Here is a 20971-nt window from a genome sequence, read left to right as displayed (position 1 = left end):
CTAAGAACCTGCCTTGTAGTCGCCCGACTTGCCGCCGGTCTTCTCGACCAGCCTGATGCCGGAAATCGCCATGGCGCGGTCCGCTGCCTTGGCCATGTCGTAGATGGTGAGGCAGGCGACCGACGCCGCGGTCAGCGCCTCCATTTCCACCCCGGTCTTGCCGGTAACCCTGGCAAGCGCGCTGACCCTCAGGCCAGGGAGCGCGTGGTCGGGCTCGATCTCGACGGCAACCTTGGTGAGAAGGAGGGGATGGCAAAGCGGGATGAGCTCATGCGTCTTCTTGGCCGCCATGATGCCGGCGATGCGCGCCGTGCCCAGCACGTCGCCTTTCTTGGCGTCGCCGGCCAGGATCATCTCCAGCGTTTCCGGCTGCATGGTGACATACCCTTCGGCGATGGCCGTGCGCGTCGTCTCGGCCTTGCCGCCGACATCGACCATGTTGGCTTCGCCCTTGGCGCCGAGATGCGTAAGCGCGGGCATCCTCAAACGGCCTCGGCCGGCGCCTTGCCCGTCAGCAGAAGGGCGGTCGCGGCGGCCACGTCGGCCTGCCGCATCAGGCTTTCGCCAACGAGGAAGGTGCCGATCTTGCTCTTTTCCAGCCGCCGGCAGTCCTGATGGGTGAAGATGCCGCTCTCGCTGACCAGCAGCCGGTCGTCCGGGACCATGGCGGCAAGCCGCTCGGAAACGTCGAGGCTGGTTTCGAAGGTTCTCAAATCGCGGTTGTTGATGCCGATCAGCCGCGACGAGAGGCGAAGCGCGCGTTCCATCTCCTGTTCGTCATGCACCTCGACCAGCGCGTCCATGCGGAGATCGAAGGCCGTGGCTTCCAATTCACTGGCCAAGGCGTCGTCGACGCTCGCCATGATGATGAGGATCGCGTCCGCGCCCCAGGCGCGGGCTTCATGAACCTGATACGGGTCGAAGAGGAAATCCTTGCGCAGGGCGGGCAGGCTAACGGCGGCGCGCGCTGCGGTCAGAAAGCCGGGCGCGCCCTGGAAGGACGGTGCGTCGGTCAGCACCGAAAGACAGGCAGCACCGCCTTGCTGGTAGGCCCTGGCGAGCGCCGGCGGGTCGAAGTCGGCGCGGATCAAGCCCCTGGAAGGGCTGGCCTTCTTGATCTCCGCAATCAGCGCGAAGCCGCCAGCCTTCCGCTTGGCCTCAAGCGCCGCAAGGAAGCTGCGCGGGGGTTCCGCATCCTTGGCCTTCGCCTTGACCTCGGCAAGCGGCGCGCTGAGCTTTGCGGCGGCGATCTCATCGCGCTTGTAGGCTTCGATCTTGCGCAGGATATCGGACAAAATTCTAACCGTTCGAAATCTCGATGAGCTTGTCGAGCACCGCCAGCGCCCGGCCGCTGTCAATGGCCTGCGCTGCTGCCTCGATGCCATCGCCGAGCGTCGTCGCCTTGCCGGCCACCACCAGCCCGGCGCCGGCATTCATCAGCACAGTGTCGCGATAAGCGCCGGCAGCGCCGCCCAGCATATCGCGCAATGCCCTGGCATTGTAGGCCGCTTCGCCGCCGCGCAGATCTTCCTTGTTATGCCGCTTCAGTCCGACCGCTTCCGGAGTGAGGGTAAAGGTGCGGATCTCGCCGCCGGCGAGCTCTGCGACCTGCGTCTCGCCCGTGGTGGTGATCTCGTCATAACCGTCGCCGTGCACGATCCAGGCATGATCGGTACCCAGCGCCTTCAGCGTCTCAGCCACCGGCATGATCCATTCGGGCAGGAAGACGCCAACCATCTGCCGGCCGACGCCGGCTGGATTCGACAGCGGCCCGAGCAGATTGAAGATGGTGCGCGTGCCGAGCTCGCCCCGGACAGGACCGACATGCTTCATCGCCGGATGATGCGCTGGCGCGAACATGAAGCCGACGCCGGCCTCCTGGATGCAGCGGCCGATCGTCTCCGGTGCGATGTCGACTTTGACGCCTAGCGCCATCAGGACATCCGCCGCGCCGGTCAGCGAGGACAGGCCGCGATTGCCGTGCTTGGCCACCGGGACACCCGCGGCGGCGATGACGAATGCCGATCCGGTCGAAATGTTGACCGAATGCGAATTGTCGCCGCCGGTGCCGACGATGTCGATGGCGCCGCGCGGGGCTTCGACGCGGAGCATCTTGGCGCGCATCGTGGCGACCGCGCCGGAGATCTCGCTCACGGCCTCGCCGCGCACGCGCAACGCCATCAGGAAGCCACCGATCTGCCCCGGCGTCGCGTCGCCCGACATGATGATGTCGAAGGCCTCGCGCGCTTCCTCGAAGGAGAGCGCGGTGCCGGTCGCGACCTTGGCGATATATGTCTTAAGCGCGCTCATCGTGTCTGTGCTTGGGAAACGGCGGCCGGATCGATACGAACGTCATATTGCGACTGCAGCTGCGCCACCAGCTGATCGAGCAGGTCGTCGGATATGCCGGCGCTGAAAGATTTCTGCGCGTCTTCCGGGACAGAGCTGCCATCGGCACCGGCAGGTTCGAAGACTTCGGCAACCTTGAACAGGATCTGACCGTCGCCGGTGGGCGAGGGGATCAGGCCCGTGCTGCCTTCGCCGACGCCGAACATGGCCGCCGCGCCCTCCTTGCCGAAATCGGCATCGTCGGCTTCGCGCTTCAGGCCGCGCTTGGTCTGCTTCTCGAGCTTAAGCTCGCCCGCGATCACGTCGAGCGTCGCACCGGCCTTGAGGCGCTTTTCCAACTCCCCGGCCTTGGCGGTGAGCCGCTTGTCGGTCTCGGCCGCGGTCCAGTCGGCCACCACCTTCTGGCGAACCTCGTCCAGCGTGCGGTCGCGCGCCGGCGTGATCGACTGGACTTCATAGAAAACGAAGCCGTTGGCGGCAGTGGTCAGGCCTTCATTCTCGGTGTTCGGCTCGGCCTCGAAGACGGCCTTGATGAGGTCCGCCGATTGCGGCAGGTCGTTGACGATCGTGCCGTCCGGCCGCTGGCCGGTGCGGTCGATGGCGTCGATGGTGACGACCTTGAGCTTTAGCTTGTCGGCCGCCTGGGCAAGCGAGGCACCGGAAGCGCGGGTGTCCTCGTAGCTGTCGTGGACGTCGAGCAGGACGCGGCTTGCCTCGCCGAGCGCAAGATCCTTGCGGATCTGGTCGGACACTTCCGAAAGCGGCTTCACCACCTGCGGCTTGATCTCGGTGACGCGCAAGAGCACCGGGCCGAAGGCGCCCTGAACCACCGGGCTGACCTCGTTGACGTTGAGCGAGAAGGCTGCGTCGGCCACCGCCTTGTCGGCGATCTTGTCCTTTGCCAGCGTGCCGAGCACGGTGTCGGCCTGCGTCTTGCCCTCTGCGGTGACGATCTTGTCGAAGGTGGCGCCGGCCTTCAGGGAGTCAAATGCCGCCTTGGCCGCGTCCGGCGTCTTGAACACCAGCTGTTCGATGGTGCGCATTTCGGGCGTCGTATAGCGCGCCTTGTTCTTGTTGTAGTCGTCAGCGACCTGCTGATCGGTGACCGCCGTCGGGTCCATGATGTCCTGCGGCTCAAGCCGGATATAGGAGAATTTGCGGTATTCCGGCGCGGCGTAGTTCTTCTTGTTGGCTTCGAAATAGGTTTTCAGCGCGCTGTCGGACGGCGCCTCGATCGGCTGGACGAGTGTCTTCGGCAGGACGAGATAGTCGATCGTGCGGTCCTCTCCGCGATAGAGCGCGACCGCCTTCAGGAAGGTCTGCGGCGCCTTGAGGCCGTCGGAAATCGCCTCGACGATCTGTTGGCGGACCGCCACCTGCGAGCGGTTCTTCAGATAGTCCTCGGGTCGCATGCCGATCTGGCTCAGCAGATATTCGAAGGTCCTGCGGTCGAACTGGCCGCCTGGACCCTTGAAGGCCGGATCCTCGCGCGTCAGCTCGGCCAGCCGGTCCTTGGAAAGGCCAAGCCCGAGCTTGCGAGCCTGCTCGTCGAGAACGGCGCCGGAGACGAGCTGCGCCAGGACCTGGTTGTCGAGGCCGAGCAGCTTAGCCTGTTCATGCGTGATGCGCTGGCCATATTGCTGCGACAGCAGGTTGATCTGGCGATCGTAGGCGAGGCGGTATTCGTTGATCGAAACCGTGGTGCCGCCGGCGGTAATCACCGAATGATGGCCAGCCAAGCTTCCCGACAGGCGCCCGGAAATACCCCAGACGGCAAAGCTCACCACCAGCAAGGACAGCAAAGCTTTCGCGACCCAGGTGCCCGCCGCGCTTCTCAAAATACCAAGCATGCCCACTTCCGATCTTTGCGCATTTTCGCATGCGCCGACTCTGAAACAAGCGCAATAGCGTCCTTCCGGCCCACTGTCGATTGCTTTGTGGCCCGATTTTGGTAGTGAGGGCGCTGCCTTATGTTGCCTGGAGAACTCGACGCCATGACCCCTGGAATCCGTCCGCTCGTTGCCGGCAACTGGAAAATGAACGGCACCAGCGCCTCGCTCCACGAGTTGAGGATGATCGGCAACGGCTTCATGAGCGGCCTCGATGCGGAGACGGAAGCCCTGGTCTGCGTTCCGGCCACCTTGCTTCACCAGGCCGCAGAGATCCTTTCGCGGACACCGGTTCGCGCCGGCGGCGAGGATTGCCACCCCAAGGAGAGCGGCGCCTATACGGGTGAGATTTCGGCCGAGATGCTGAAGGATGCCGGCGCAAGCCATGTCATCGTCGGCCACTCCGAGCGGCGCGAGCAATGCGGCGACGACGATGCGATCGTCAATGCCAAGGCTTCGGCCGCCTGGCGGGCAGGGCTGGTGGCCATCATCTGCATCGGCGAGACGCGCGCCGAGCGTGAAGCCGGCGCGACGCTCGATGTCCTGTCGCGGCAGCTCGACGGTTCCGTGCCGGCGAGCGCCACCGCCGCCAACACCATCATCGCTTACGAGCCCGTCTGGGCCATCGGCACCGGCCTGACGCCGACCGCGGCCGACGTCGCCGAGGCGCATGCCCATATCCGTGGCAAGCTGACGGCGCTGCTCGGCGATGCCGCGGCCAGAATGCGCATTCTCTATGGCGGTTCGGTCAAGCCGTCCAATGCTGTGGAGCTGCTCGGCGTCGAGAATGTCGATGGCGCGCTGGTCGGCGGCGCAAGCCTGAAGGCGGCCGACTTCCTCGCCATTGCCGAAGCCTATATGCACATGTCATAGCCGCAGACGGCGGCAGGGGCGCGGCCCAAATCGTTGCAATGGCCGCATTGCTCCCCATATTCCCGGCCACGGGCTTGGAAATGCCGCCAAAGCATTGTAAGGAGCCGCCTCCAAATCACCGGTCGTATGCGCGGCCGCGCAAGGCCTCGCCAGGATAAATTATGGAAACGGTACTGATCGTCGTTCATCTTATGGTCGTGCTCGCCCTTGTCGGCGTGGTGCTGCTGCAGCGCTCCGAAGGCGGCGGTCTCGGCATTGGTGGCGGTTCCGGTTTCATGACGGCGCGGGGCGCAGCCAACGCGCTTACCCGCGCGACTGCGATCCTGGCCGCGGCTTTCTTCGTGACCTCGCTCGCGCTCTCCATCCTTGCCCGCTACGGTGAGAAGCCGATCGACATCCTCGACAGGGCACCGGCTTCGACCTCGGGCAATGCCGGCAAGGGCGTGCTCAACCAATTGCCGGGCGCCACCGGTCCGGTGGGCAGCTCGCAGCCGGCGCCGCCGGCTGGCGGCACCGCGCCGGCCGCCCCGTCGGGCGGAACGACAACCACGACGCCGCTGTCGAATGGCGGCACCACCACGGCCCCGGCCACTGCTCCCGCAACACCGGCGCCCGCGAATCCGACCACGCCGCCGGCCGCGAACGGCGTTACCTTGCCGGTCACCCCGCAGGTTCCGAACCAGTAGCCGGACAAGCATTGCTGCCGCGATCTGTTGTTCTTTGAACACAGTCGCGGCAAATGCCGCTCGATCACGAAGATTCAACCAAATGTAACGCGTCGCTCAGCTTGAGGGCGCGCTGGCTAATCGATTATAGATTGCGCGCGGCACTTTTCGGCGTCCTTGGGGGGCGCCGGGCGACGCCGTTGGGCAACTAGCATAGAAAATCGGATCTTCGCCATGCAGCTTCGCAGCTTCATCCTTTTGGGATTCTGTGCCGTATTCGGCATGGGCTCCGCGGCCTTTGCCTCACCGGCAAACCTGGCCGCTTCGCCGTCGGTAGAGAAGACCGACGCAATTCCCGTCGCCGCCAAGAGCGACGCATCGCAGCTGAGGCTTCTCAAGAAGAAGAAAAACCCGACTCCGGACGACCTCGCGCAGATCGAAAAGCTCGAGGCCAAGATCGCTGCCGACAAGGAAGCGGCCAAGCAAAAGGCGCTCGAAGCCCGCAAGCTGGCAATGCGTGAGGCGGCCAAGGCCAAGGCGGATGCGGCGCGTCAGGAATGGCTCTCCAAAAAGGGTTCGGCCGCGCCGGCCGAAGTGGCCGATGCGAAGCCCGGGAAGAAGACCGTCAAGATCATCGAACCGCTCACGCCCGTGGCGCCGATCGCCTCGCTCCAGGCCGAGGAGCCAATCCCGGCCGAGGCGATGAACATCACGGCCACCGGCAACAACGGTGAGTTGCGAAGCGAACAACCCGGCCAGAAGCGGGCGAGCAGCGGCGGGCTGTTCGCCGGCCTGTTCGGCGGTTCCTCGGTGACCTCGATCAACTATCTGCCGGAGACCCGCGCGCTTGATTCGGCGCTCGCCAAGAAGGATGCCAAGAGGCCGTTCAAGGTGAAGCCGGAGTTCGTGCCGCAGGACGTCGCCTTCACCGGCTATGAGCCCGGGACGATCGTCATCGACACGACTGCTCGCCGTCTCTACCTCGTCGAATCGTTTTCCACCGCGCGCCGCTACGCCATCGCAGTCGGCCGTGAAGGCCTGCAGTTCAAGGGGACGGTGGCCGTCGGCGACAAGCAGGAATGGCCACGCTGGATCCCGACGCTCGACATGCAGAAGCGCGAGCCGAAGCACTATGGCCAGTACAAGGACGGCATGCCCGGTGGCGGCGAAAACCCGCTCGGCGCGCGCGCCATCTACCTCTATGACGGCAAGAAGGACACGCATCTGCGCATCCACGGCACCATTGCACCGCAGTCGATAGGAACCAGCGCTTCCAACGGCTGCTTCCGCATGATCAACGAGCACGTCATGGATCTCTACAGCCGCGTTAAGATCGGCACCAAGGTCGTTATTATCTAACGCGTTGAAGCAAACTGCCGAAAGGGCCGGCACCACCGGCCCTTTTTCTTTGATCAAAGCGCGTCGCGTGAAAGACGCTGGTGCCGCGCTTTCGAGTTTCTGTTCTGATGCCTGCCGTTCTCCCAAAACCACTGCACAGTTTTGGGCGGCATGCTTCAGAGAAATGCCCGTCCGGACACAGCGCCATCTGGGAAAAGGCCTTCGCGGCGGTTTTTTCTCTGGCGGAATCAATCAGGCCGCGTTAAGCGATGACTCCCATGGCGCGATATGTATTCATCACAGGCGGCGTGGTTTCCTCACTCGGAAAAGGCATCGCTGCAGCAGCTCTTGGGGCTCTTCTGCAGGCGCGTGGCTATCGCGCGCGGATCAAGAAGCTCGATCCCTACCTCAATGTCGACCCCGGAACGATGTCGCCGTATCAGCATGGCGAAGTGTTCGTGACCGACGACGGCGCCGAGACCGATCTCGATCTCGGCCATTATGAGCGTTTTACCGGCCGCTCGGCCAACCAGCAGGACAACATCACCACCGGCCGCATCTACAAGAACATCATCGAGCGCGAGCGGCGCGGCGACTATCTCGGCGCGACCGTGCAGGTGATCCCGCACGTCACCGACGAGATCAAGCATTTCGTCCTTGAAGGCAATGACGATTACGACTTTGTGCTGTGCGAGATCGGCGGCACTGTCGGCGACATCGAGGCGATGCCGTTCCTGGAGGCGATTCGCCAGCTCGGCAACGACCTGCCGCGCAACAACGCGGTCTATGTGCATCTCACCCTGATGCCGTACATCCCTACCGCCGGCGAATTGAAGACCAAGCCGACGCAGCATTCTGTCAAGGAATTGCGCGGCATCGGCATCGCGCCCGACATCCTTCTGGTTCGCGCCGACCGGCCGATCCCCAAGGAAGAGCGCCGCAAGCTCTCGCTGTTCTGCAATGTGCGCGAGAGCGCCGTCATCCAGGCGCTCGACGTGCCGCACATCTACGACGTGCCGATGGCGTATCACAAGGAAGGGCTGGATTCCGAAGTGCTCGCCGCCTTCGGCATCGATCCGGCGCCGAAGCCGCGGATGGAGCCCTGGCAGGCGCTCTCCAGCCGCATCCACAATCCGGAAGGCGAGGTGACGATTGCCGTCGTCGGCAAATACACCGGCCTCAAGGACGCCTACAAATCGCTGATCGAGGCGCTGTCGCATGGCGGGCTTGCCAACCGCGTCAAGGTCAAGCTCGACTGGATCGAGAGCGAGATCTTCGAGAAGGAAGACCCGACGCCGTGGTTGGAGAAGGTGCACGGCATTCTCGTTCCCGGCGGTTTCGGCGAGCGCGGCTCCGAGGGCAAGATCCTGGCCGCGAAGTTCGCGCGCGAGCGCAAGGTGCCTTACTTCGGCATCTGCTTCGGCATGCAGATGGCCTGCATCGAGGCTGCGCGGTCGCTCGCCGGCGTCGAGCATGCCTCTTCCACCGAATTCGGCCCGACCGAGGAGCCGGTCGTCGGCCTGATGACGGAATGGCTGAAGGGCAACATGCTGGAGAAGCGCAGGGCTACCGGCGATCTCGGCGGCACCATGCGCCTCGGCGCTTATCAAGCCGACCTCGCCAAGGGGTCGAAGATCGCCGAGATCTACGGCGACACGCAGATCTCCGAGCGCCACCGGCACCGCTACGAGGTGAACATCGACTACAAGCAGCGGCTTGAGGATTGTGGCCTGGTCTTTGCCGGCATGTCGCCAGACGGGGTGCTGCCGGAGACGGTGGAATATCCCGACCATCCCTGGTTCATCGGCGTGCAGTACCACCCGGAACTGAAGAGCCGCCCGCTCGAACCGCACCCGCTGTTTGCAAGCTTCATCGAAGCGGCGGTGGAGCAGTCGCGGCTGGTTTAAACGATCGGCCGGCGACCATGCGAACTTACGTCGCGCTGCTCTACAGCATCATCCTGGGCGAGGGGCGGCGCGTTGTCATGTCCGACCTCAAGGCGATGGCCGAAGCCATCGGGCTGAAAAACGTCCGCACGCTGGTCGCCACGGGTAATCTGGTCTTCGAGGCGCGGACGGCCAGCGTTTCCGGTCTCGAACGGCGGCTGGAAAAGGCCTTCGAAGAGACTTTCGGCCGCCATGTCGATATCATCGTGCGCGACGCAGAAGACCGGCTGAAGCTTGCTGCCGCCAATCCGTTCCCGGACGAATCGGCAAAAGCCGGCGATCAGGTCGCGGTGCGGGTGATGCGCCGGCCGGCGCCGGAAGAAGCCGCAGCGGCTCTTACAGCCTATGCCGCCGCGGACGAGAAGGTGCTGTCGGTCGACGGCGATATTTGGGTCGTCTTTTCGCGCGAGCGGCCAAGCTCGCGGCTGCTCGCCGCAGCAAACCACAAGTGCATGGGGATCGGCACATCGCGCAACTGGAACACGGTGCGCAGACTGTCCGAGATGGTCGCCAAATAGGTTGAAATAAGGGTGGCTTTCGCCGCCCCGACTACTCAAGTCTCAACCCTCCGCGCCGGAGCAGGGCGAATCCGATTCCTCGATCGTTCACCGAAATCTGAGGCAGGCGACCGTTCCGATGAAAGGCCGCCGAGAAACACCTGCACGCAATCTGGAGATGATTCTCGTTTCGAGAAGCTGGCAAAACGGGGGATTTGATAAGATTTGCTGAAGTCTACATGTCAGGGGGCATCGTGAGTTTGTAAGTAAATCTCAGCCAGGCTTACAAGTGCCTAGCACGACACGGGCGTGGACTACACCGAAGAAGAACTGGGCTCGGCCGGGGTAGGGATGGCAAGCTTCTTTCGGACAGCACCTCAATGCGGGGGCGATAATCGCAATACCGTTCCAAGACAGCCAAGAGCTGGCCATACCGGCACGCGATTCCTGTTGCAACTCATCGGTTCATATTAGAGCGATGCCGGGAAAGCCCGACACAGAGTTCCGCCGTGCTTCAAACGAGGAGACGGAGCGGCTCACAACGGGTGAGCCGCTGCAAAATTGTCGAGCCGTCTCGGCTCTTATCGGGCATTCAGTGGGGGTTGGGCGGCGTATACGGCTGGCCAAGAGCCTCTGAAACCGCAACAAATACACGCGTTGCAGGCGAAGAGCAGACCGTGTCGCGTGGATCGTCGGTCAGCGTCGGCTCCGCCTTGCAATCGCCGGAAGCAATGTCGCTGTTGGTCTGGACCACGGCGGCTATGTCCGCACCTGCCTTGTAAAACAAGGTCGTGTTGTAGCCTGGCAGTTCGCCCGTGTGGCCCACCCAGCCGCCGATGCAACCGACGCCGATCCCGTAGCCGGCCGCGCCCGGGAAGGTCAGCCGCTCCTTCTGCGCAGCTGCCCCCAGCAAGCCGTTCCCGGTGCCCAGTGCCCGAGCATAAACCAGCAAATCGTCGATATTGGAAATCAGTTCCCCTGCAGTCCATCCCCAGGATGGGTTCCAGTTCGTCGCGTTGCTTGGTGCATCCGGCTTGGCAAAATCCCCCTGCAGGGTAAAGCCCTGAGCATAGGGCACCGGCAAATCCACCGAGTCGCCCGGCCAGGACGTATTCTTGAGCTTCAGCGGATCAAAGATCTGCTCCTTGAAAACCTCGCCGACGGTCTTTCCAGTAACCTGCTCCATGACCATGCCGAGCAGGATCGTGTTGGTGTTCGAATAGTTGAACGAGGCTCCGGGCTCGAAGAGAGGCGATTCTGCCACGCCGATGGCTACCAGCTCCTTGGGCGTGAAGATCGTTTGAGGCTTGGAGAACAAGACATCTTGGAATTTTGCACTTTGGGTATAGCTCGCAATGCCGCTGGTCATATCGGCGAGCTGGCGGAGCGTGATCCGATCGCCATTGGGGATGCCGGGTACGTATTTCTGGATCTTGTCGTCAAGCGACAGCTTCCCAGCTTCGGCCAGCTGCATGATCGCCGTGCCGGTGAATGTCTTGGTAACTGAACCTATGCGCGTGTGCATCCCCACAGCCATGGGTGTGCCGGCGGAAGGGTCGGCCATGCCATACGCCGCCTTCCATGTTCCGGAAGGTGTCACCACGCCGACGATGACACCTGGTGCCGCCGTCTTGGGCAGCGCGGATCGAACCGCAGCGTCAAGCTTCGCGCTGAGCTCCGAGGGCAGCGGCGTTGCCTTCGCCGGAACCGACCCATCGGCAATCACTTTTTCGATGTTCGCAACGCATCGCGCGCTATCGGTTGCGAATGCGTTTTGGGAGGAAAAAGCAAACAGGGCGACGGAACCGATGCAGCGGACGATCAGACGAAACCCATTCTCTTCCATTGCCATTCCCCACATTTAGAAAAAGGTCGGACGAACATCATGGTGAGCAGTCAAGGATCGAAAAGTCGGGCGCAGGGCGTTTTGGAGCTCTTGGGGAGTGCACACCGCCGGCGTTGATTTGCGAGCGCAAGTTCGTATAAACGAACATTTTCAACCCGGACGGGAACTCGCCTCTCCAACCTGCGCCCTCCGCGTAAGCTCCGTTCCGAGGCAAAGATACGATAAGATGAGGTCCGGAGCCAAGGTTTGTCGCTGGGCGTGGAGCGCTTTGGCAGAACTCGCCTGGCCGGCGTTAGTGCCAGCAAATGGTGCTCCGCGGCTTGGAGAATGGCGATGTTCGACTTCGAAAATATTGGTCCGAAGCGAAAAGCGGGAATCTTCCGAAAGTATCGGAGACTTCCACCGTTCCGGTGACACGAAGGCACGTGCTCGCAAGCTCAACCCTGCCGTTTCTCGTCGCCTTTGCCGGTGTTCGGCGGGCAGCGGGCGGATCGCAGGATCCGGTGTTTCAACTGACCAAAAGCTAAGTTCCTGATCGCAGGTCGCGCTCCTTCAATGCGTGCTCGAGGACAAAGGGTTTTACTCTTCCGATGTTGATGGACTGTTTGGCCCGCACTGGGGACTACGAGGTCGATCTATATGACAACGCGGATTTGGCAAGGTTGGCTATCGCGTCTTACTCCCACGAATTCGGTTCCTGATATCCTTTCACGGACGACCAGCTTCTGGCGGGCTTTGCTGTTACGGACAGCTATATAGACTCAACAGGCAAGGACGTGGTCGCTGTCTCTCCTGAAGAAATGGATCCTACCATCTACATCATTGAGCCCGAGGTCGAACTGCCCTGACGCAACTTTTTCGAGCGCAAAGACGCTCGCATTGGCTGGCCCGAAATGGTAGGCAAGTGAGACGAAGCAAATGGGGCGGCTTTCGCCGCCCCGACTGTGTTAAGCCTTGGCCATGCGTGCGCCGGCGCCGAGCGCCATTGTGCGCAGCACATAGTAGACGGCGCCCGCGATCGCGACCCCGAAGAACCAGCCATAGACGCCCCACCAGGACGGCAGCCAGTTGGTGAAGTTGGGCAGGATCGAGGAGAAGATCGCGCCGATGCCGGCGGCGATGAAGGCGTTGACGTGCCAGCCGCCCTGGAAGCGAAACTCGCCATCTTCGCGGTAGAGCGCGTTGACGTCGACCTCGCCCTTACGGATCAGATAATAGTCGACCATCATCACGCCGAAGATCGGCCCCATCGTCGCGCCGATGATGTTGACGAAGGAGGCAGCGCTGCCTTCCCACGGCGCAAACGGATAGAGCACCAGCGCGATCAGCGCCGCGATATAGCCGCCCTTCTTGAAGTCGATCTGACGCGGGAAGACGTTGGAGAAGTCGAAGGCCGGCGAGACGAAGTTCGCCACGACGTTGATGCCCAGGGTCGCCACCGCGAAGGTCAGCGCGGCAAGCGCCGCCAGGAACCAGCTGTCGAATTTGGCCGAGATCTGGTCGGGGTGGAGCAGCACCTCGTGATAGACGTCGTAGGCGGCGATCGTGGTGACGCCGGCGACCAGCGAGAACAGGATCAGGTTGACCGGCAGGCCCCAGATGTTGCCCTTGCGCAGCGCCGCGTTGTTGGGCGCGTAGCGGGCGAAGTCGCAGAAGTTGAGGTAGAGCGCCGAAAAGTAGGTTACCCAGATTGCCGCCACCGCGAACAGCGCGGTCCACGAACCCGGCTCGCCTGGCACGCCGGCATCCTTGGTCTTGTCGAGCAGCACGTCCATCGGAATATCGCTGGTGAAGGCGAAGGTGCCCGACTTGACGCAGAGATAGATCGCCAGGATCAGCATCATCACCCAAACGGCGGGTCCGGCCCAGTCCTGGAACCGGCGCACCGTTTCCATACCCTTCTGGATGATCAAAAGCTGCAGAGCCCATATGACGACGAAGCAGATCACCTCCAGGGTGGAATGGCCGAGCAGATGCGAGGTCCGGTTGAATTCGTCGAACCACTGCAGCCGCGTCAGCAGCGCGACGATTGCGCCCGACGCGGCGGCCGTCTGGGCGCCATACCAGAAGCAGGCGACGACGGCGCGCACCAGCGCCGGAATGTTGGCACCCCAGATGCCGAAGGAGGCGCGCGCAAGCACGGGGTAGGGAACGCCAGTCTTCAAGCCGGCATAGCCGACAAGGTTCATCAGGAAGTAGATGATCAGCGAGCCGATGCCGATGGCGATGATGAAGTTGACGAAGCCGCCGCAGAACAGAAAAAGGCTCGCGGCGAGATAATAGCCCCAGAGGCTGTGGACGTCGGAAGTCCAGACATTGAAGATTGAAAACGGCCCCCAGTTCCTGACTGTTGCCGGAGCCAGATCCTCGTTGTAGAGGTCCGGCGAAGCGCCTTGTATAGTCATTGCAACTGTCCCCTTTTGCAAAACGCGGCGTCCCCGCGTTAACTGGTGAGGGTAAGCCTGACGCTGGGGAACCTACAAGCAATCCATTTGCCGGCTTTGGCCTTAAAGTCATTCAATGAGAATCGCGCTTCTCGTCGCGCCAAAACAGGAATCGCCTTTACTTGAGTCGGCTTGCCAATCGCGCCCTGTCCGGTTCCGAACTTTTTCGACCAGCAACCAAAATTGTGTGGAACCAAATCCCTGGACATGCGTTTATGCGGGTTCGGCCGCTTTGCGGTCGACCGGGAGGATAGTGATGGATCGCTTGCATTTCTTTACCCCAGTGCGGATCGCGCGTGGGCAGGGATACCCCTTGGAGGAAGTCGACAGCGTCTCCGAAGCGATGGTGTTCCTGCGGAAGTGGCCAACGGGGAGGCGCGGCCCCGTTTATCAATGCGCCGTGAATTGCTGCTCGGCAGCTATGGCTGGCAAGATGTCGGCTGAGGAGGCGAGAAAGGCTTTTGTCGGCTTTGCCCGCATCACTCGGATTCTCGACGACGAGATGGCGCTGCCTCTGGGTGGCGTTTCGATGGACAATGTCTACGCTCTAAGGCGCTAGCACGTTCGAATCCTTCGGCAGCATGAGACGTCGGCCTGAGGCCGACGTCTCGGTGGTGTTGTGTGCTTACTGGCACGAGTTGCTTCGTTTCAATTCTCCCTGAAAGAGCGTGTGAGGGAGGCTTCCACCGGGGCCAGCATGTAGTCGAGCAAAGTGTGCTCCCCGGTCAGAATCATCACTTCCGCCGGCATGCCGGGCGATAGACGGACGTCGTGCAGTTCTTCGAGATCGGCCGCGTCGACCTTGACCTTGGCGAGAAAATAGGGCTCGCCGGTCTTCTCATCCGTCAGCCGATCGGCCGACACCGAGGTGAGCAGACCGTGGATCTGCGGCAGATGCCTGCTCGGATAGGCCGTCAACACCACGCGGGCGGGCATGTCTGGATGCACCACATCGATATCCGTGGTCTTGATGCGTGAATCGATGACCAGATTGGGCTCGTTGGGCACGATATCGAGAAGCGGCTGGCCGCTGGCGATCACGCCGGATTCGGTCGTTACGCGAAAATTCATCACCGTTCCCGCAATCGGCGCGACGATGTCGGTCCTGGCCAGCACATCCTGGCGCGAGGGCAATTGGCTGCGCAATTCGGCCAGGTCGGTGCGCACCTTGGCGAGATCCTCGTTGGCGCTCTCACTGTCCTGCTGGCGCAGGTTGAGGAGTTGGAACTGGGTTTCGCCGATCTGCTGATCGTTGCGGGCCACTTGAGCCCGGTTTGACGCTTGGTTGGCGCGGATATCGGCCTGGGAGCGCAGCAGCGCCAATATCCGCGGCAAGCGCTCCAGCCCCTTTTTGTAAAGCTCTTGGGCGGAAGCGATCTCCTGGTCGATCAGCCTGAGTTGCTCGGTCTCTGCGGCGATTACGTCTCTTGATCCCGCACTTTGCTCCTCAATCTGCGCGATGCGCTTGTTGAGGATCTGCGTGCGCCCGTCGCGGGTCGCGAGGCGGCTGTCGAGCAGCGCCTGCTCTTCGGCGACCACGTTTCGCCCCAGCTCGCTGTCGATCGAGGTCAGCTCCTTGGGGAAGGCGACCCGATTCTGGCCGGCAAGCTCCGCGACAAGGCGCGCCTCGGTTGCCAGCAGGCGGATATAGCGCCCCTGCAACTCGTCGTAGCGGCCCTGCGCCTCCGTAGTCTTCAAGCTGATGAGGACCTCTCCGACGCCGACCTTATCGCCCTCCTTGACATGAATCGCGCCGATAATGCCGCCTTCAAGGTGCTGGACCGTCTTGCGATAGCCTTCGGGGCTGACGACGCCATCGGCGACGACGGCACTTGCCAGAAGCGCGACGCTGGACCACACGGCGACGCCGCCGACGAAGACAATCGATGAAACATAGCCCAGCATACGCGCCGGCCGGGTCCGTTGATTGAGGTCGCCACTGATTGCCTGGAATGCATGTGACCGCCGCCGGAAGAATCGGGAAATCAGGAGCAGGACGAGCGCGCCGGCGGCCACAGTCAGAGCGATACGCGTCGGCCAACCCAATCCGTCATACCAAATCGAGACCGCGGCGGTCAGATCCCCGGCCAAGATGCTCAGCGTGCCGGTCAGCTCACGCAGGCTGTCCGCCAGCCCGTTCAGAAGCGTCGAGAAGTCCATGGCTCACTCCACCGCTTTCAGGTTTGCCGGCGCGAAGGCGGCAATCTTGTCCCGCATGGCCCCCGGCATCGGAATGCGCCTGGGCTGGCCTGCCAGCGCGCCGAGCACCTCGTCGCGCGTGCCGAGCATCATGACCGATCCGTCGCGGAGGAGGACGATGTTGTCAGCCGTGCGCAGAAGACTGGTCTGATGGCTGACGATAACGACCGTGCGGCCGCGCTCCTTCAACTGCTGAAGCACGTTGAACAGCGCCGCCTCTCCTTCGCCGTCGAGGCCGGTGTTCGGCTCGTCGAGTACGATCAGCGGCGGGTCGCCGAACAGTGCCCGAGCCAGCGCGATGCGCTGCCGCTGACCGCGCGAGATCCGGACGCCGTGCGGTCCGACCTCGGTCCGATAGCCGTTCGGCAGCCGCAAGATCATCTCGTGAATGCCGGCGAGCTGGGCCGCGGCGATGACGGCTTCGCTGTCGACGTCGCGCAGGCGCGCGATGTTCTCGGCGATTGTTCCCGGGAACAATTGGACCTGTTGCGGCAGGTAGCCGATATGCTGGCCGAGCTCGTTCGACGGCCAATTCCAGACCTCCGCACCATCCAGCCTGACATGGCCCAGCGAGGGTCGCATCGTGCCGACGATGAGACGGCAGAGCGTGGTCTTGCCGGAGCCGGACGAGCCGATCACGCCGCAGTTCTGGCCGGGCTCGACACCGAAGCTTATCGCGTTCAGCAGGGCCTGCGGGGTTCCCGGCGCGTAATAGTGCAGGTTCTCTAACTTCAGCCGGCCTTGCGGGCGCGGCAAGGTGACGCCGACGTTCTGCGACGACCCGGTGGCGGCAAAGAGCTTGATCAGGTTCTGGCGCGCGGCCCGAGCGTTGACCAGGCTGCGCCAGGCGCCGATGGAGCGTTCGATCGGCGCCAGCGCGCGGCTGAGCAGGATGGAAGCCGCAATCATCGACCCGCCCGTGAGTTCGCGGTGCAGGACGAAATAGGCGCCGAGCCCCAGCACGGCCACCTGGAGGGCGAGGCGCAGGGAGCGCGACAGGCTGCCGATGACGGTGGTGCGCTGGAAAATCCGGGACTGCAGAGCTGTGAGAGCTTGCTGGTTTTGCTCCCAGCGCAGCAGCGCCGGCTCGGACATGCCGAGCGAGCGCAATGTTTCGGCGCCATCGACAAATTGACCGACGGCGGCCTGGCTGCGGCGCAACCCTGCGGCTGCTTCCTGGTTTTTGCGGCGAGTGAGGAAATCGTTGGCTAGAGCGCAGCAGAACAGAAGCACCGCGCCGGCAAGGCCGAGCACCCCCAATGCCGGGTGCAGAAACCACATGAACGCCATGAATACCGGCGTCCATGGCGCGTCGAGAAAGGTCAGAATGCCGTCGCCGGCAATGAAGCTGCGAAGATCGCTAACGTCCTTCAGGCCGGCTTCGACGTTGCTGCCGGCCAGGCGCGCCGCCATGGCGCGTTCGATCACCGGGACGCTGAGCTGGTCGTCCAGCCATTGGCTGATATGTCCCAGCATCATCCGGCGGGCATGTTCCAAGAGGCCATAGACGGCAATGGCGCCGATGACGGCAAGGGTGAGCCACAGCAGCGTGTCGATCGAGCCGCTCGACAGCACCCTGTCATAGATCTGCAGCATGTAGATGGTGCTGGCAAGCAGAAGAAGATTGGTTAGCAAGCTGAAGAGGAAAAGGGCCGGCGCCTGGCGGCGCGCCAGACGCATCACCTCCTGGAATTGCGGCCTTGGCTGCATCATGGAACCCCCCGTTTCGATGCCTTACTGCCGAGTTCCAACGGGGGCAGCACTTGGCCGCCCCCGCTGCTTCTGTTTCAGGCGATGTCGACGAGTATGTGCTGGACGGTGGTCATATCGCCGTCCGCGTCCGCGATTTGGACGCCGAAGTCGAGGTGCGCGTCCGGCGTCGTGGTCTGCGTCGTGGTGAAGCCGATGTCCACGATCTTGATGACGTCGTTGTCGGCGACGGCTGTATCCACACCGTTCACCTTGGCGACGTCGTTGTCCCAAATCACCAACGGGGCGGAAAGGCTGCCACCATTCGCGCCGACCGCGCTATTCAGGTCGATCGCGGTAGCACCGCCGAGAGCGGCGTTGGTACCGGCCGGCGCACTACCGGCCCCGACCAGACCGTTGCCGGACTGCATGATCTGGACGCCTTGGAGCACCCAGTTCTCACCGGCACCGTTGTAGTCGTTTCGCTCTATGATCACTAGGCCGTCGTTGTTATCAAGCTGGAAGTCGGCGGCGTATGCGGAAGGTACCTGACCCGTCTTGTAGATGTCGGCGTTCGAGATGTAGATCGCCTTTGTCGTCGTAAGCGCCGGGTTGGCAGTAGACACGAGATTAACGATGACCATCAGGTCCTCGTTGCCGATACCGTCAAACTTGATGGCCATGTCGTTAGCCGCCTGGGTCGGCACGTGATTGGCACCGTTGTCGGTCGAGATACCCGGTGAGGTGTCGAAGAACCGAAGCGTCAGTGCCTCGCCCTTCTGGATAGTGTCGCCAGCGACCCCGTTCGTGGTCTGGGTTGCAGAAACCCAGTCTTCGTTGTTGTTGGTGACGAACTGGCCGGGGTTCCACACCTTGTCACCAGCAACCGGCGCGCCGTCGTCATCGCCGAGACCTAAGGGGATGCTCGAAGTTGCCGAGTTCGCCGTGAACTGCACGAAGAAGTCCCGATCGGTCGTTTCGGGTGTGCTGTCCGCCTCGAAGAGCTTCTCCACCACGATCAACGGGTGACCGGTATTGCTCGTGGGCTGCTTGGAGAGAAGCTCACTGGTGTGCAGGATGTCCCTGGTGAAGCCCTCCACCGCGTCGTTCAAGGTGATGGTGTAGGTGTCACTGTCCTTGTTGAAGACAAGGGTACCGCCCGCCGTGGCCATCTGATTGCCGGCCGTGTTCGGGTCGCTATCGTAGGAGATTTGCCAATTGAACGAAGCTTCGGTGGCGCTTTCCGACTGTAGCGTCGCGAACGAGCTGATGAATGGGGTCGGCGTGCCAGGGACAAGACCGGTGAGATTGCCATCAAGGCTGAGCTGGATGCCGGGAAGCACGCCATCCTGGTCGACGAAGTCCGAGTGCGTGGCGTCGTAGTAGGAAGCCGGGCGGCCGTCCGAACCGATGTCGTAGCCAAAAGCACCAGATGCCGTTTGACCGACTGCGTTGCCCAAGGTCTCGTGAGTACCATTGCTTCCACCCCCGGATGCGTCACCGTCGAACGGCACCGTGATCGTCGGGCCGTCGTCCTTGAAGGTGAGGTTTTGGCCGATGTTGAGTGTGGTCGATGTATGATCACCGTCCTTGTCGGTAATGGTCGCGGTGAGCGTAACTAGGTTATCCGCGTCCAGTGTCTTGCTTTCGTCCGGGTCGCTGGTCGGATGGACCACTGCCCGGAGTTGATCCAGGGTGACGCTGCCGGTGCCGCTAACAGAGACCGTGAAGACAAGGTCATTGCTCGTGGCGGTGCGACCTTCGATCACAGTGCCATTGAGCGAGAGGACGACGGCCTGACCGGTTAAGGTGTCGGTAAGGCCGGTCGAACCAGCAGTAAAGCCGAGTGCGTAGGTGACCGTGCCTGCGCCGTCCGCACCGAAGGCCGTGCTGAAGTTCGCCGCAAAGCTCTTCGTGTCGTTAGTCGTAAGAACCGTGTCGTCGACAGTGAGCGTAGGCTCGGTGCCGGTCGTCGAGATGCTCGGGCCGTCGTCCTTGAAGTTGAGGTTCTGGCCGATGTCGAGGGTGGCCGGTGCGTGGTCGCCGTCCTTGTCGGTAACCGTCGCGGTCAGTTTGATCAAATTGTCGGCGGCCAGAGTCGTGCTCTCGTCCGGGTCGCTGGTAGGATGGACCACCGCGCGGATCTGATCGAGGGTGACGTTGCCCGAGGCATCGACAGAGACCGTGAACACGAGGTCGTTGCTCGTGGCGGTTCGACCTTGGATGACGCCGCCATTCAGCGAGAGGACGACCGCTTGCCCGGTCGCGGTGTCGACAAGTCCGGTCGAACCGGCAGTAAAGCCGAGTGCGTAGGTCACCGTGCCGGCCCCGTCAGCACCGAAGGCCGAGCTGAAGTTCGCCGCGAAGCTCTTGGTGTCGTTGGTGCCAAGAACCGTCTCGTCGACAGTCAGTGTCGGTTCGGTGCCTGTCGTTGAAATACTTGGACCGTCGTCGTTGAAGTTGATGAAGGAGCCGACTTGTTCGTTGTGGGCATTAGCAACGTTCCCAGCGAAATGCACCTCTTTGACGTCGAAATAATCTTTCTCACCGTCAATATTCTTGATGGTGAATCGGTCAAAAGTTCCGCCCGAGCCGCCCGCCGTAGTAAAATCAACCGTAACGCCTTCGCCGACGTTGTGGAGGATCATTCCGGTGCCGTTGAGATCAACTGTGATGCCAAGGGCAGTGGCCGTCGTGGCGACGCCATTCAACTTGAACGTTACTCCGGTGATATTGATCTCGGTATCGTTGTCGTCACCCGGCAACGCGGCGCCTTTTGCGTTGTCGTCGTTGTTGTAGGCGTGGACCTCGATGTCAGCTACTGTGTTAGGCTGAATCGACATTCAGCGCATCCATAACATAGCTGCGGCGAGATGGATGAAGGCGAGGAAGTGGCCGGCGCGACGATCGAAGCGTGTGGCGAAGCGTCTGAAATGCTTGAGCTTGTTGAAGCAGCGTTCGATGCGGTTGCGGGTCTTGTAGAGAACGATGTCGTGCGGGATCGGCACTTTGCGGGATCGCTTGGAAGGGATGACGGCAAGCATGTCGGCGTCGGCGATGATCCGGCGCAAGTCGTTGCTGTCGTACGCTTTGTCAGCGATGACGGCGCCGCCCTTCATGCCATCGAGCAGCGCCGGGGCAGTGACGATGTCATGCGCCTGCCCGCCGGTGAGGATGAAGCGCAGTGGCCGGCCAAGGGCATCGGCGAGCATGTGGATCTTGGTGGTCAGTCCTCC

16 protein-coding genes are annotated in these 20971 nt (G+C 62.4%); 6 read left to right on the top strand and 10 right to left on the bottom strand.

Features of this window, described 5'->3' with window-relative positions; translation table 11 throughout:
• Genes moaC through EOD29_RS22535 form a run of 4 tightly spaced genes read right to left on the bottom strand, consistent with a single transcriptional unit; the run spans position 1 to position 4199 of the window.
• Positions 1-480: a cyclic pyranopterin monophosphate synthase MoaC gene (gene moaC / locus EOD29_RS22550; RefSeq protein ID WP_067319921.1), complete on the bottom strand. Its 480-nt coding sequence runs from the start codon at positions 478-480 to the stop codon at positions 1-3.
• Positions 481-482: 2 nt separating this feature from the next.
• On the bottom strand, positions 483-1298 hold the full coding sequence (trpC, locus tag EOD29_RS22545; RefSeq protein ID WP_206520486.1) for an indole-3-glycerol phosphate synthase TrpC: 816 nt from the start codon (positions 1296-1298) through the stop codon (positions 483-485).
• Between the two features lies 1 nt (position 1299).
• Positions 1300-2310: an anthranilate phosphoribosyltransferase gene (gene trpD, locus EOD29_RS22540; RefSeq protein ID WP_066992683.1), complete on the bottom strand. Its 1011-nt coding sequence runs from the start codon at positions 2308-2310 to the stop codon at positions 1300-1302.
• Positions 2307-4199, bottom strand: coding sequence for a peptidyl-prolyl cis-trans isomerase (locus EOD29_RS22535; RefSeq protein WP_067319927.1), 1893 nt, complete (start codon positions 4197-4199; stop codon positions 2307-2309). Before EOD29_RS22535 ends, trpD begins: the two co-directional genes overlap by 4 nt.
• Positions 4200-4343: 144 nt before the next feature.
• On the opposite strand from EOD29_RS22535, the gene tpiA reads away from it, so the two are divergent.
• From tpiA to EOD29_RS22510, 5 genes are all read left to right on the top strand, one after another.
• A complete protein-coding gene (gene tpiA, locus EOD29_RS22530; RefSeq protein ID WP_127247931.1) occupies positions 4344-5111 on the top strand; it encodes a triose-phosphate isomerase in 768 nt (255 codons plus the stop codon).
• Between the two features lie 161 nt (positions 5112-5272).
• A complete protein-coding gene (secG, locus tag EOD29_RS22525; protein ID WP_127247930.1) occupies positions 5273-5797 on the top strand; it encodes a preprotein translocase subunit SecG in 525 nt (174 codons plus the stop codon).
• A 213-nt stretch (positions 5798-6010) separates the two neighbouring features.
• The gene (locus tag EOD29_RS22520; RefSeq protein WP_095800751.1) at positions 6011-7135 is read left to right on the top strand and encodes a L,D-transpeptidase; all 1125 of its coding nucleotides are present in this window, start codon (positions 6011-6013) and stop codon (positions 7133-7135) included.
• Positions 7136-7383: 248 nt separating this feature from the next.
• The gene (locus EOD29_RS22515) at positions 7384-9021 is read left to right on the top strand and encodes a CTP synthase (protein ID WP_082953678.1); all 1638 of its coding nucleotides are present in this window, start codon (positions 7384-7386) and stop codon (positions 9019-9021) included.
• A 17-nt stretch (positions 9022-9038) separates the two neighbouring features.
• A complete protein-coding gene (locus EOD29_RS22510; protein ID WP_127247929.1) occupies positions 9039-9578 on the top strand; it encodes a DUF1697 domain-containing protein in 540 nt (179 codons plus the stop codon).
• A 571-nt stretch (positions 9579-10149) separates the two neighbouring features.
• On the opposite strand, the gene EOD29_RS22505 is transcribed toward EOD29_RS22510, so the two are convergent.
• Positions 10150-11403: a serine hydrolase domain-containing protein gene (locus EOD29_RS22505; RefSeq protein ID WP_127247928.1), complete on the bottom strand. Its 1254-nt coding sequence runs from the start codon at positions 11401-11403 to the stop codon at positions 10150-10152.
• Positions 11404-12350: 947 nt separating this feature from the next.
• Positions 12351-13808, bottom strand: a complete 1458-nt coding sequence (locus EOD29_RS22500; RefSeq protein ID WP_127247927.1) for an NCS1 family nucleobase:cation symporter-1 — start codon at positions 13806-13808, stop codon at positions 12351-12353.
• Between the two features lie 295 nt (positions 13809-14103).
• Between EOD29_RS22500 and EOD29_RS22495 the strand changes: the two genes are divergently transcribed.
• A complete protein-coding gene (locus EOD29_RS22495; RefSeq protein ID WP_067319945.1) occupies positions 14104-14406 on the top strand; it encodes a DUF982 domain-containing protein in 303 nt (100 codons plus the stop codon).
• A gap of 89 nt (positions 14407-14495) precedes the next feature.
• Here the strand turns inward: EOD29_RS22495 and EOD29_RS22490 are convergent, their stop codons facing one another.
• The 4 genes from EOD29_RS22490 to EOD29_RS22475 form a co-directional block, all read right to left on the bottom strand.
• On the bottom strand, positions 14496-15863 hold the full coding sequence (locus EOD29_RS22490) for an HlyD family type I secretion periplasmic adaptor subunit (protein WP_245322429.1): 1368 nt from the start codon (positions 15861-15863) through the stop codon (positions 14496-14498).
• A gap of 147 nt (positions 15864-16010) precedes the next feature.
• Positions 16011-17759 carry a type I secretion system permease/ATPase gene (locus tag EOD29_RS22485; RefSeq protein WP_245307379.1) on the bottom strand — a complete coding sequence of 583 codons (1749 nt, stop codon included), beginning with the start codon at positions 17757-17759 and terminating at the stop codon, positions 16011-16013.
• Between the two features lie 74 nt (positions 17760-17833).
• Positions 17834-20578: a DUF5801 repeats-in-toxin domain-containing protein gene (locus EOD29_RS36525; RefSeq protein ID WP_206520484.1), complete on the bottom strand. Its 2745-nt coding sequence runs from the start codon at positions 20576-20578 to the stop codon at positions 17834-17836.
• The coding region (locus tag EOD29_RS22475; protein ID WP_127247925.1) for an IS5 family transposase at positions 20579-20971 on the bottom strand (393 nt) is incomplete at its 5' end.

This window comes from Mesorhizobium sp. M1A.T.Ca.IN.004.03.1.1 (genome assembly GCF_003997555.1).
GTDB lineage: Bacteria > Pseudomonadota > Alphaproteobacteria > Rhizobiales > Rhizobiaceae > Mesorhizobium.
The sequence above is the reverse complement of the archived record's forward strand: the minus strand, read 5'-3'. Positions and strand labels throughout refer to the sequence as shown.